This is a genomic window from Acidimicrobiales bacterium (assembly GCA_022452145.1).
Taxonomy (GTDB): domain Bacteria; phylum Actinomycetota; class Acidimicrobiia; order Acidimicrobiales; family MedAcidi-G1; genus UBA9410.
The window spans coordinates 1-12,214 of the sequence record JAKURY010000012.1 but is presented as its reverse complement, the minus strand read 5'-3'; the positions used below and the strand labels follow the sequence as shown (position 1 = coordinate 12,214).

Below are 12,214 nucleotides of genomic sequence, written 5' to 3'. Positions count from 1 at the left end.
TCTACACCAACGTCAGGTAGGCGTCGACCTCTGCGGCCGTCACCTGGTCGGTGATGGCCCGGAACTCGGCCCGCTTGACGGCGGCGAAGTAGTCCACGTAGTCGCCATCGCGACCGGTGCCGAACTCGGCTCGCAGCACGTCGTCGGCCACCAGCTCGTCGCAGGCGTGGAGGAGGGTCGGCGGCAGGGCGGTGATGCCCCGGGCCGCGATCTCGTCAAGGCCCAGTGCGAACAGGTTGTCGCCGTTCGGCTCGCCCGGGTCGGCCTCGCGGGCCACGCCGTCCAGGCCGGCGCCGAGCAGGGCCGTGAAGGCCAGGTACGGGTTGGCCGACCCGTCGGGGACCCGGACCTCGATCCGACCGCCCTCCGGCACGCGGATCATCTGGGTCCGGTTGTTGCCGCCGTAGGCCACGTAGGCCGGAGCCCAGGTTGCGCCCGAGTCGGGAGGCCCGACGCCTATCCGCTTGAACGAGTTCACGGTCGGGCAGACGATGGCCGTCAGGCCCTGGGCGTGGTCCAGGATGCCGGCGACGAAGCGGTATGCCAGCCCGCTGAGGCCGAGCCCCCGGGGGTCGTCGTCGTCGTGGAACAGGGGTTCGTCGGTGTCGGCCGTCCAGAGGCTGAGGTGGGTGTGGAGCCCGTTGCCGGTCTTGTCGGCGAACGGCTTGGGCATGACGGTGGCGTAGAGGCCCTGGCGGCGGGCCAGGGTGTGCAGCATGAGGCGCAGCAGGATGAGGCGGTCCGACGTGGTGAGGGCATCCGCGTACTGGAAGTTCTGCTCGAACTGCCCGTTTGCGTCCTCGTGGTCGTTTGCGTAGTTGCCCCACCCCATGGCATCCATGTGCCTCGACACAGTCGTGAGGTGGTCGAGCGCGGTGGTCAGGCCCCGGGCGTCGTAGCAGGGCAGGGCCGACGTGTCCCGCTCGTCGGCCGGCCGTAGCGAACCGTCCTCGTTGCGGTGGAGCAGGGAGTACTCGACCTCGGCGCCCGCCTTCAGCACCAGGTTCTGCTCGGCGGCCCGTTCCATGGCCCGCTGGAGGATCACCCGGGGGGCGTAGGGCCACGGCTCGCCCTCGACGGTGGCGTCGCACTGCATGGCGGCCACGTTGGGCTGCCACGGCAGCCGGGTGTAGGAGGCCGGGTCCGGGATGGCCAGGATGTCCGGGTCGGCCGGCGTCTGGCTGAGCGGCCCGGCAGCGAACCCCGCGAACCCGGCACCCACCTCCAGCAGGTCGTCGATGGCGCTGACCGGAACCAGCTTGGCGCACGGCTTGCCGTGCATCTCTACGAACATGGCGTAGACGAACTCCACGCCGTCCTCGGCGATTCGCGCCTTCAGTTCATCCGGTGTCATACCGTGCTCCCCCCGGGGCCTCGCAAACCCCGCTTTCGTAGACGGACTCTCCCACGAATCGGCCCGGCTACCATCCGGTCCACCGCGCAGACCACGACTGGGGACCCGTGACCAGCATCAGGGAGCAGGGCGTGGCGCTGCTGGACGGCGCCGGGATAGCCGTCGGTGGCGATAGGCCCCACGACATCCAGGTACACGACGACCGGTTCTGGGCGCGTGTCCTCCGGGATCGCGAGTTGGGCCTCGGCGAGGCCTACCAGGAGGGCTGGTGGGATGCCCTACGGGTCGACGAGTTCCTGGTCAGGGTCCTGACCGCCGACGTGCGGTCCACGATCCGGCCCAGTCCGACGCTGCTCTTCCACATGGCGCGGTCCCGACTCACGAACCGCCAGACCACAGGTCGGGCTGGCCGCAACGCCCGGGCCCACTACGACATCGGCAACGACCTGTACCTCCGGATGCTGGGGCCGGAAATGGTCTACAGCTGCGCACGGTGGGACGGGGCCAACGACCTGGACGCCGCCCAGATGGCCAAGATGGAGCTGATCTGCCGGAAGCTCCACCTCGAGCCCGGGATGCGGGTGCTCGACATCGGGTGCGGCTGGGGCGGCTTCGCCCGCCACGCGGCGACCCACCACGGCGCCACGGTGGTCGGCATCAGCCCGGCCAGCGAGCAGGTGACCGAGGCCCGCCGACGCGCCGGTGGCCTGCCGGTGGAGTTCCAGCAGCAGGACTACCGGGAGGTGACGGGCAGCTACGACCGGATCGTGAGCATCGGGATGATGGAGCACGTGGGGCCCAGGAACTACGCGGAGTTCTTCGACCGGTGCGACGACCTGCTGGAACCCGACGGCCTGATGCTGCACCACACCATCGGATCCAACGAGTCGACGCAGTCGGTCGACGCCTGGTTCGACCGCTACATCTTCCCCGGGGGCGTGGTGCCGTCGCTGCACCAGATCGCCGGTGCGGCCCAGCCGCGGTGGGCCGTCGAGGACGTCCAGAACCTGGGACCCGACTACGACCGGACGCTGCTGGCATGGCACGCCAACATCGAGGCGCGCTGGGAGGAGGTCCCCGGCTATGACGAACGGTTTCGCCGGACCTGGCGCTACTACCTGCTCTCGTCGGCGGCGTCGTTCAGGGTCCGGAACCTGCAGCTCTTCCAGATCGTGTTCAGTCGGACCGGGCGTGCCTCACCCGTCTACGAGGGCATCCGCTGATCGAACTGGGCCGTCTCGCTGGCCGGGCAGGATTCGAACCTGCATCCTCCTGATCCAAAATCAGGCGTTCTGCCAGTTGAACTACCGGCCACTGGGCGAGACCCGCTGAGCGTAGTAGCCGTCTCCATCCCACCTACCGAAACCTGAGAGCGCCGTCGGGTGCGGCACCCGGCATGGCGAGAACCTCTGCCCGCTCGGACCGCAAGCGGCAGGCGTGGCGTTAGATTGCCGCCCGTCATGGGATCTCTGATCAAGAAGCGCCGCAAGCGCATGCGCAAGAAGAAGCACCGCAAGATGCTCAAGCGCACCCGCGCCCAGCGGATGCGGGGCAAGTAGGCCGGTCTCAGGCCGGGGGCAGGGTCCTCACCACCCGCCGCCCCCCTCCCGGATACTCCCCTTCGACGAACCAGGTACTTCCGCTCCCGGCCAGCCGCGGACGCACACCCGTCGCATCACCCAACTCGTCACGACAACGCGCCAGGTCCGGGACGAGGTCCAACGCCGCCGGTTCGAGGTCGTTGCCATTGTCCCCGGTAGGCCCCCCCATCTCATCCCAGCGACGGTAGACGTCCACAGTCGGACACCCCACCGGTGGCGTCAGCAGGGTGAAGGCCATCTCGCGGAACGCCATGGGCTCGACCACCTCTCCTATGCCCGTCACCCGGGCCCGACCCCCGACGAGGCAGAAGGACACGTCGGCACCGATGGCAGCCGCTCCCACAACGTCGGTCCAGCCGGCCCATCGCAGGATCGCCGCGGCGTCGGCGGAGCCGCCGCCCAGGCCCGCTCCGGCCGGAACGGCCTTGTGGACCACCACGTGGGCCGATCGACCGGCCAGCCGTAGTGCCGCCGCCACCAGGTTGTCGCCGCCACCGACGACTTCCAGCCCCCCATCGGCTGCCACGACCTGCAGGCCGTCGCCGTTGGAGATGACGAGGCGATCGGACAGGTCGATGGCCACCATCTCGGCGTCCACCAGGTGGTAACCGTCGCCACGGAGGCCGACCACCCGGAGCGAAAGCGTCAGCTTGGCTGGCGCCGACAACCGGACGCCCGTCATCCGACCACCGCTGTGGCATCGGCCAGCGATGCCCACTCGTCCAGCCCCAGCTCCTCGGCCCGCGCCGTGGGCGCCACTCCGGCCACCTCGAACGCCGCCGCACCGGCCAGGCCGGACAGGGAGCGTCGCAGCATCTTGCGCCTCTGTCCGAACCCGGCACGCACGAGGCCGAACAGGGCTTCGGGATCGGCCGCCACAGCAGGAGCAGCCAGGCGCTCCAGCTCCACCAGCGCCGAGTCCACCCGGGGACGGGGCAGGAAGGCCGAGGGTGGCACCCTGCTGACGATCCGAGCCCGGGAGTGGTACGCCACCTTCACCGACGGCAGGCCGTACGCGGCATCGCCGGGCACGGCGACGAGGCGTTCGGCCACCTCCTTCTGCACCATCACCAGCATGCGTACGATGCCCGGCACCCCGTCCAGCAGGTCGCACACGAGGGGCACCGAGATGTTGTACGGAAGGTTGGCCACGAGTGTCCAGGGTCCGTCACCCAGCAGCGAGTCCCAGTCAACGGACATCGCATCGGCGTGCAGCACGACCACGTCCCGACCGGCCGTGGTCTCGGCCAGCACCTCGACCAGGACGTCGTCGATCTCCACGGCGGTGACCGACGCCCCGGTCTCGGCCAGGGCGAGGGTGAGCGATCCGACCCCCGGGCCGATCTCGACCACCCGATCTCCGGCACCCACGGCCGCCAACTCGGCGATCCGACGGACGGTGTTGGGCTCGACGACGAAGTTCTGGCCCAGCGAACGCTTGGGGCTGATCCCGTAGCGGTCCAGCAGCGCGCGTACCTCGGTCCGTGTGAGGGTCACTGCCGGTGACCGTCGGCCGTCGTCAGGGCAGGTAGCGACCGCACACCGGCCACTGACCCCGGCCCCGCAGGTCGTAGAGGGCCCTGGCCATGCGGTCCTGGTCGCGGGGGGCGGCAACGGCGGGATCCACGCCGACCAGGTGGTCGTGGTGGAGCCCGGCGATCCAGTCCCAGGTCGTGCGGCTGAACTGGTATGCCCCGCGGTACTTGCCCGTCGGGTTGACGGCGCCGTAGTCCCCGGTCGCCTCGCAGAAGCGCAGCGCCTCCCACTGGATGTCGGTGGGCCCGTCCGCGTCGGGAGCCGTGTCCCACGGAATGGTCGTGGTCGGCCCCGGGGTGGTCATGGCCTCCTCGCGGCGACGCAGCTCCGCCTCCCGGAGTCGGACCCGCTCGGCCTCCCGGTCGATCTCGACCTGCCTGGCGGCCAGCAGTGCCTCCAGGCGCGCCTGATCGGCGAACTCGTCTGCGGCCACCAGGCGGGCGACCGCCAGGGCGTCGGCCTCATGGTGGCGGGCCACCTCGGCGAGGCGGGCCAACGTGGCACGCGACGAACGGGCCACGTGCCATGCCTGCGCCCGGTCGCTGAGGCCGGCCACGTCCGGTTCGAACCAGGGCGCCGAAGACAGGACCAGATCCACGACCTCGGCCCGCTGCGCCTTCTCCGGCTGGACCACGGGCGCGCCAGAGGCGTCCGCCGTCCCGGTCAACGAACCGGGCGACGACGGGTTCTCCAGAACGAACAGGGGCAGCGCGGCGATCGTGGCCAGGGCCACGACGACCACACGCCACCGTTCCACGGTGGGTTCGGCGTCCAGAGCTCCGTCCCTTTCCCCTCCAGACACGGCCGTTTCCGACCGAATCGCCGCCGCGAACTTAGAGAGGTCCACCAACCAGCGCAAGGTCCGGCGCCGATGACGGGTGGTGGTCGTCTGTCACCCCTACCGGAGGACGACCGGGTGGGGTCGCTCAGGTCTGCGCGTCCAGCCCGTAGAAGGCCCGGGCATTGGCCGTGGTGGCTATGGCCACGTCGCCGACCGGTAGCCCCATGGCCTCGGAAACCGCGGTACCGACCAGGCCGACGAAGGCGGGCTCGTTGGGCTTCCCACGGTGCGGAACCGGCGCCAGATAGGGCGAATCGGTCTCCACCAGCGCCCGCTCCAGGGGGCACAGGGCGGCGGCGGCCCGCAGGTCGTCTGCCGATCCGAAGGTCACGATCCCGCTGAACGAAAGGAACGCCCCCCTGGCCAGCCCCTCGCGGGCTTCGTCCGGACCTCCGGTGAAGCAGTGGAACACCGTGCGTTTCGGAACCCCCTCGCGGTCCAGCAGGTCGAAGGTCTCCTCCCACGCCTCCCGGGTGTGCACGACCAGCGGAAGGCCCCACTGGTTGGCCAACGACACCTGCGCTGCGAAGGCGTCGCGCTGGGCGCCCCGGGGAGAGTGGTCGTAGTGGAAGTCCAGGCCGGCCTCGCCCACGGCCACTGCCTCGTCCAGGAGATCGGCCAGGCCGGCGACACCGTCGCGGGCCTCGTGGGGGTGGACACCGGCGGTCGCCCATACGTCGTCGAAGGCCTCCGCCGTGGCCAGCGCGGCCCGGCTGTCAGCCAGGTCGCACCCCACCGTCACCATGCCGACCACGCCGGCAGAGCGGGCCCGGGCCACCACCTCGGGCGCGTCGACACCCAGGTGGCAGTGGTTGTCGAACCAGGCGTCGGTCACCCGTCGTCCCGATCGGAGAGCAGCATGTCGAGGTCCACCTTGGCGAAGAGCGGCGTCGGCTTCCCGACGGGCGAACCCGGCTGCGGCTCCCGACGCTCCCATCCCTCGACCGGTCCCAGCACGTCGTCCAGGGCCACGGTGCTGAAGGGCAGGTACGGCGCCAGGGCGACGCGGACGCCGGACACGGCGGCCAGCGCAGTGCCCAGCACCACGCGGGCCCGGTCGGTATCGGCCTTGGCCAGCTTCCACGGTTCCATGGCGTTGAGGTAGGCGTTGACCGCCGCCGCCGCCCCCATCCCGGTCCGCAGCGCGGCCCGGAGCTCCACCCGTTGGATCTGCGTCGTAACCGTGGCCAGGGCCTCGTCCACCGCTTCCAGCAGCGCCAGGTCGTCCACCGTTCGGCCGTCGGCCGTGGGGACGGCGCCGTCACAGGTTCTGTGGACCATCGAGAGCACCCGGTTGACCAGGTTTCCCCAGGTGGCGACAAGCTCCTCGTTGATCCGCCGGCCGATCTCTTCGACCGAGAGGTCCGTATCGCTCTGCTCGGGCAGGGAGGCGGCCAGGGCGTAGCGGAGCGCGTCGGCCTGGAACAGGTCCAGGCCCTCGCCGATGGTGAGGCCCACGCCGCGGCTGGCCGACGCCTTGCCGCCCTTGAAGGTCACGTACTGGTTGGCGGGCACGTCGGTGGGCAGGTTCAGCCCGCCGTAGCCGAGCAGCATCCCCGGCCAGATGATGGTGTGGAACGGGATGTTGTCCTTCCCGATGAAGTAGACGGATCGGGCATCCTCGTCCTCCCACCACCGGCGCCACGCCTCGGGCTCGCCCCGGAGCTGCGCCCACTCCTTGGATGCCGACAGGTAACCGATCACGGCCTCGAACCAGACGTAGATGCGCTTGCCAGGCCCCAGGTCGTCCACCGGCAGGTCGATTCCCCAGTCCAGGTCGCGGGTGATGGCCCGATCCTGGAGGCCCTCGGCCACCCAGCCCTTCGAGAAGTTCAGGACGTGTCGACGCCAGCCCTCGCGGGTATCCAGCCACGCCCCCAGCTCGTCGGAGAAATCGGAGAGCCGGAGGTAGAAGTGCTCGGTCCCGCGGACCTCCGGCCTGCTCCCGGTGATCTTGGATCGTGGATCCAGCAACTCTTCGGGGTCCAGAGTCCGGCCGCAGTCCTCGCACTGGTCGCCCCGTGCCTCCACGTAGCCGCAGTGGGGACAAGTCCCCTCGATGTAGCGGTCTGGAAGGAAGCGCCCGGCCTCGGCGTCGAAGTACTGCTCGCTGAAGCGCCGGTCTATGTGCCCGTTCTCCAGCAGCCGCAGGAACAGGTCGTGGGTGACCGCCGCATGGTTCTCGGTCCCGGTCGACGTGTACAGGTCCCAACTGATTCCCAGCCGCTCCCAGTCGGCCACGAACTCGGCGTGGTACCGGTCCACGATGTCCCGTGGGGTCACGCCCTCGGCGTCGGCCCGGACGGTGATGGGGGTGCCGTGGATGTCAGAACCGCTCACCATCAGCACCCGGTTGCCGACCAGGCGCTGGTGGCGGGCATAGATGTCGGCCGGCAGGTAGGCGCCGGCCAGGTGGCCCAGGTGGCGGGACCCGGACGCATAGGGCCAGGCCACGGCGACCAGCACCGGTGTCCCGGCGCGCTGGTCCGTCGGGTGCTCATCGGCCATGAACACGAGGCTACCGGTGGGCGCGGACGTGGAACGTGGCCCTTGTGGGGGCGGTCATTCCAGTGCCAGGCGGTAGGCGCGGCGCCGGGACACCCCGAGGCGGCGGGACACCTCGTCAGCGGCATCGCGCGTCGAGGCACCTGCATCCAGGGCCTCGGCCAGCACCGCCCGGATCCGGTCGTCGTCTGCCTCGGCCACCGGAGGCGACCCCTCCACCACCAGCACCAGCTCTCCCTTCAGGCCCTGGGAGGCGAAGCCGACCGCCTCGTCGAGGGTTCCCCGCCAGAACTCCTCGTGGAGCTTCGTCATCTCCCTGGCCACAACTAATCGGCGACCGCCCCCCATTGCGGTCGAGAGGTCCACCAGCGTGGCTGCCAGGCGGTGTGGCGACTCGAAGATCACCATGGTGCGCTCCTCTACGGACAGTTCGGCCAGCCGCCCGGCCCGGGCGCTCCCCTTCCGCGGCAAGAACCCCTCCATGCACCACCGGTCGCCTGCCAGGCCGCTCGCAGCCACCGCGGCCACCGGTGCCGACGGACCCGGTACCACCTCCACGCGGTGGCCGGCCTCCACCACCCGCCGTACCACCCGCTCGCCCGGATCGGAAATCCCCGGCATCCCGGCATCGGAAACCAGCGCCACGATCGCGCCGGCGTCCAGGCGCCGCACAACCGTCTCGGCCGCCCGCTCCTCCGTGTGGGCGTCGAGGCGCAGCAACTCGGATCCGACGATCCCGGCGTGCTGCAGTAGTCGGCCGGTCCGGCGGGTGTCCTCGCAGGCCACCAGGTCGGCGGTCGAGAGCGTCTCGACGGCCCTGGGCGACAGGTCGCCCAGGTTGCCGATCGGCGTGGCCACCAGCATGAGCCGGGCAGACCCCCCGTCGGTCCGGCTCACGACCGCACCTCCAGCTCGTCGCCAACACGCAGGCCCCATCGTTCGAAGCAACCGGCGTCGGCCTCCAGCACGGCCTGTGCGCCCCGCACCGGCCGGCCGACCCTCTGGCCGGCCATGCGGGTGATCCGAAGGACGCGGAGCTCCATGTCGAGGTGGGCGACGTCGATGGCGAACCGCATGCCGAGCGTGTGGACCGATCGGGCGGGCCGCAACAGGAGCGCACCATCGAAGCCGTCACGTCTCAGCAGGCCGCGTGCCCGCGTCGATGGCGTATCGGCCACCTCGAGGCTGGCCAGCACCCGATCCCCACGGACCAACCACGGCATGGTGGTGATCGTAGGGCTCAGACGTTGAACCGGAACTCCATGACGTCGCCGTCCTGCGGCCGGTAGTCCTTGCCCTCGCTCCGGACCAGACCCGATTCGCGTGCCCTAGCCCAGGATCCCTCTGCCAGCAGGACGTCCCAACGGATGGTCTCGGCCCGGATGAAACCCCGCTGGAAGTCGGTGTGGATGCGGCCGGCGCACTCCGGAGCCGACGAGCCGGCGCGGAATGTCCAGGCCCGGCTCTCCTTCTCACCGGTGGTGAAGTAGGTGCGCAGGCCGAGCAGGTGATTGGCACCGCGCACGAACCGTGGCAGGGCGCCTTCCCCCAGGCCCAGGCCCTCGAGCATCTCGGCCCGGTCGGCCTCGGGCAGTAGGGCCGCCTCGGCCTCGAGTTGTATGCACATGCCGATCACCTCGGCACCGTCCAACTCGGCCACCACCGGGTCAAGTACCGGCCCGGGGTCCACGACCTGTTCCTCGTCGAGGTTGACGACGGCCAGCACCGGCTTGTCGGTGAGCAGGAAGAACGGCCTCAGCTCGGCACGGTCGTCTGCCGACAGGTCGCTCCGGTAGAGCGGTACACCTTCGGCCAGCTGGTCCACAGCCCGGTCGAGGGACTCCACGGTCGCGCCCAGGGACCTGTCGCCCTTGGATGCCCGCCGCAGCTTGTCGAGCTGCCTCTCGCCGGTGTCCAGGTCGGCCAGCGCCAACTCCACCTCCACCACCCGCAGGTGCTCCAGCGGATCCCTCGGGCCGGGAACGTCGTCGTCCCGGAAGGCCCGCAGTACGAACACGATGGCGTCGACCTCGCGGATGCCGGCAAGGAACTTGTTGCCCAGGCCCTCGCCCTGGGATGCGCCCTCGACCAGGCCGCCTATGTCGGCGAACTCCACGCTGGCCGGCACGACCCTGAGGGAGGCGCTCATCTCGGCCAGTCGGCCCAGCCGGTCGTCGGGGACCCTGGCGACCCCGATGTTCGGCTCGGTGGTGGCGAAGGCGTATGGAGCGGCCAGCGCTCCACCACCAGCCAGGGCGTTGTAGAGCGAGGACTTGCCCGCGTTGGGCAGGCCCACGAATCCGAATCGCTCCACCTGACAGCTCCCGTCGACCGAGGATCTCCAGAGCCGCCCACGGCGTCCGGACCGATGTACAAGGCTAGGAGCGGAGGCCGACCCGTCCACGGCGATGTGACCGGCGCCCGCCTACCGTCCGATGGATCCCCGGTCGGGGCAGTTACCCTGATCGGCATGTCCAAGCACACCAGTCGGCAGAAGGCCTCGGCCCGTCGCAAGAAGGCAAACCACGGTCGCAAGCCCAACCTGGGCCGCAACAGCTGAGCCACTCCCCCGGTCCCGCGCCCCGGCGACCCGAGGGAGGCCAGCCAAGACCGATCCCGTGCTCGGCCGGTCCGATGCAACCCCGAGCGAGCAGATCTACACCTTCGGAGTCGACAGCCTCCTGACCTGATCCACTTCCGCTCGTCGAAGTCGACCGCCTCCTGTCCCGTCACCGTGCGCCTCACCCACCAGGGTCGCGACGGAACAATCACCTCGGTAACGGCCACCGGGCCTATCCACGGGCTGAGCACACAGCCCTTGGAGCAGTCGAGGAGCCCGGCAGGACGACCACCCGCCCGCCTCACATGTGCTTTCTGTCACAGGGCGCGCTACGGTCAGAGGTCCCGCGGGCGGCCTGGGGTCGTTCCGCGGACGCAACGATGCGACTACGGACCGGAGGGGTTCATGAGCAAGCGATTCACCCGCCTACTCGCCGTGATACTGGGGTTCGCCCTGGTCGTCTCGGCGTGCGGATCTGACGACGATGACGGGGCGGCGCCAGCGGCTACGACCGCAGCGGCACCTGCAGCCACAGAGGCCCCGACAGCCACGGAGGCCCCCGAGCCTCCGGCTGAGCCGGTATCGGTCGGCCTGGTGTTCGATATCGGTGGACGTGGCGACGGGGGCTTCAACGACTCCGCGTACGTTGGTCTCGAACGAGCCCAGAACGAGTTGGGTTCAATCATTTCTGATGCTTCCCCCAACAGCGATGGCTCCAACCGGGCAGAGTTGCTGCGCCTGTCGGCTGACGTCAACGACCTCGTAATCGGCGTTGGCTTCCTGTTCGCCGACACGATGACCGAGGTGGCCGCCGAGTACCCGGACACCAGCTTTGGCATCATCGACGGATGGGTTGAGGCACCCAATGTGGCCTCCCTGGGCTTTGCCGAGCACGAGGGTTCATTCCTCGTAGGCGTAGCCGCTGGGCTCAAGACCGCGGTGGACACCATCGGCTTCATCGGTGGCGTCGACATCGGCCTGATCGGCAAGTTCGAGGCGGGGTTCATCGCTGGTGTCAATATCGTCAACCCGGATGCGACGGTGATGGTGGAATACATCAGCGCGCCGCCGGACTTCTCGGGCTTCAACGCGCCCGACCGGGGCCGTGAGATCGCCCTGTCCATGTTCGAAAAGGGTGCCGACATCGTGTACCACGCCGCTGGTGGTTCGGGGGCCGGTCTCTTCGAGGCAGCCAAGTCGTTCTCCGAGGACTCGGGCTCGAAGGTCTGGGCAATCGGTGTCGACCAGGACCAGTACACGACCGCCGACGAGGCTGTGCGTGAATACATCCTCACCTCGATGCTCAAGCATGTTGAAGTAGCGGTGTTCAACACCATCAGGGCCGTGGGCGAGGGCACTTTCCAGGGCGGTGGCCAGACATTCGACCTGTCAGTAGACGGTGTCGGTTACGCCACAACCGGTGGGTTCATCGACGACATCGTCGGCGAACTCGAGGACTTCAAGGCCAAGATCGTCAACAAGTCGATCGCCGTCCCGACGGAGCCCGGCGAGCGTGCAGTGGTGCTACCCGACCTGGGTGGCCGCGTCGTCACGATCGCAGTTGACAACGCCTACCTGCCATTCGCCTACATCCCGGCTGACACCGGTGTGGCTATGGGTTGGGACTACGACGCCATGGACGAGGTCTGTGCCCGGCTCAACTGCGTTCCGAGCTTCCAGGAGTTTGCCTGGGACGGCACGATCATCGCCACAGGCGAGGGCCAGTTCGACATGGCCGGTGGCGGCATCACGATCACCGAGGAACGCGACAAGGTCGTGGACTTCTCGATCAGCTTCATAAGTACCGACCAGAAGAT

12 protein-coding genes, 1 tRNA gene and 1 pseudogene are annotated in these 12,214 nt (G+C 69.5%); 4 read left to right on the top strand and 10 right to left on the bottom strand.

The window, feature by feature from the left end:
• Position 1: 1 nt before the first annotated feature.
• Entirely contained in the window at positions 2-1,354 is a 1,353-nt protein-coding gene (glnT, locus tag MK177_05895) for a type III glutamate--ammonia ligase (GenBank protein ID MCH2426849.1), read from the bottom strand.
• Positions 1,355-1,461: 107 nt separating this feature from the next.
• On the opposite strand from glnT, the gene cfa reads away from it, so the two are divergent.
• A complete protein-coding gene (gene cfa, locus MK177_05890) occupies positions 1,462-2,577 on the top strand; it encodes a cyclopropane fatty acyl phospholipid synthase (protein MCH2426848.1) in 1,116 nt (371 codons plus the stop codon).
• Between the two features lie 18 nt (positions 2,578-2,595).
• On the opposite strand, the gene MK177_05885 is transcribed toward cfa, so the two are convergent.
• Positions 2,596-2,668 (bottom strand) — tRNA-Gln (locus tag MK177_05885).
• Between the two features lie 146 nt (positions 2,669-2,814).
• Between MK177_05885 and MK177_05880 the strand changes: the two genes are divergently transcribed.
• Positions 2,815-2,913: an AURKAIP1/COX24 domain-containing protein gene (locus MK177_05880; GenBank protein MCH2426847.1), complete on the top strand. Its 99-nt coding sequence runs from the start codon at positions 2,815-2,817 to the stop codon at positions 2,911-2,913.
• Positions 2,914-2,920: 7 nt separating this feature from the next.
• On the opposite strand, the gene MK177_05875 is transcribed toward MK177_05880, so the two are convergent.
• The 3 genes from MK177_05875 to MK177_05865 are packed head-to-tail and all read right to left on the bottom strand — an operon-like array spanning position 2,921 to position 4,795.
• On the bottom strand, positions 2,921-3,637 hold the full coding sequence (locus tag MK177_05875) for a 4-(cytidine 5'-diphospho)-2-C-methyl-D-erythritol kinase (protein MCH2426846.1): 717 nt from the start codon (positions 3,635-3,637) through the stop codon (positions 2,921-2,923).
• Positions 3,634-4,452, bottom strand: a complete 819-nt coding sequence (rsmA, locus tag MK177_05870; protein ID MCH2426845.1) for a 16S rRNA (adenine(1518)-N(6)/adenine(1519)-N(6))-dimethyltransferase RsmA — start codon at positions 4,450-4,452, stop codon at positions 3,634-3,636. Before rsmA ends, MK177_05875 begins: the two co-directional genes overlap by 4 nt.
• 22 nt (positions 4,453-4,474) lie before the next feature.
• Positions 4,475-4,795 carry a transglycosylase family protein gene (locus tag MK177_05865; protein MCH2426844.1) on the bottom strand — a complete coding sequence of 107 codons (321 nt, stop codon included), beginning with the start codon at positions 4,793-4,795 and terminating at the stop codon, positions 4,475-4,477.
• On the opposite strand from MK177_05865, the pseudogene MK177_05860 reads away from it, so the two are divergent.
• Positions 4,783-4,986: pseudogene (locus MK177_05860) on the top strand (response regulator). The gene MK177_05865 and the pseudogene MK177_05860 overlap by 13 nt on opposite strands.
• Positions 4,987-5,417: 431 nt before the next feature.
• Here MK177_05860 and MK177_05855 read toward each other — a convergent pair.
• From MK177_05855 to ychF, 5 genes are read right to left on the bottom strand one after another with little or no spacing between them, the layout of a single operon-like run.
• Positions 5,418-6,167 (bottom strand): TatD family hydrolase, encoded by a 750-nt coding sequence (locus MK177_05855; protein MCH2426843.1) that lies wholly within the window; start codon positions 6,165-6,167, stop codon positions 5,418-5,420.
• The gene (metG, locus tag MK177_05850) at positions 6,164-7,840 is read right to left on the bottom strand and encodes a methionine--tRNA ligase (protein MCH2426842.1); all 1,677 of its coding nucleotides are present in this window, start codon (positions 7,838-7,840) and stop codon (positions 6,164-6,166) included. The genes MK177_05855 and metG overlap by 4 nt, the downstream gene beginning before the upstream one ends.
• A gap of 54 nt (positions 7,841-7,894) precedes the next feature.
• Complete coding sequence (rsmI, locus tag MK177_05845) at positions 7,895-8,734, bottom strand: 16S rRNA (cytidine(1402)-2'-O)-methyltransferase (GenBank protein ID MCH2426841.1); 840 nt, start codon at positions 8,732-8,734, stop codon at positions 7,895-7,897.
• Positions 8,731-9,060 (bottom strand): DUF192 domain-containing protein, encoded by a 330-nt coding sequence (locus MK177_05840; GenBank protein MCH2426840.1) that lies wholly within the window; start codon positions 9,058-9,060, stop codon positions 8,731-8,733. The genes rsmI and MK177_05840 overlap by 4 nt, the downstream gene beginning before the upstream one ends.
• 17 nt (positions 9,061-9,077) lie before the next feature.
• Entirely contained in the window at positions 9,078-10,151 is a 1,074-nt protein-coding gene (ychF, locus tag MK177_05835; protein ID MCH2426839.1) for a redox-regulated ATPase YchF, read from the bottom strand.
• Between the two features lie 651 nt (positions 10,152-10,802).
• On the opposite strand from ychF, the gene MK177_05830 reads away from it, so the two are divergent.
• The coding region (locus tag MK177_05830) for a BMP family ABC transporter substrate-binding protein (protein MCH2426838.1) at positions 10,803-12,214 on the top strand (1,412 nt) is incomplete at its 3' end.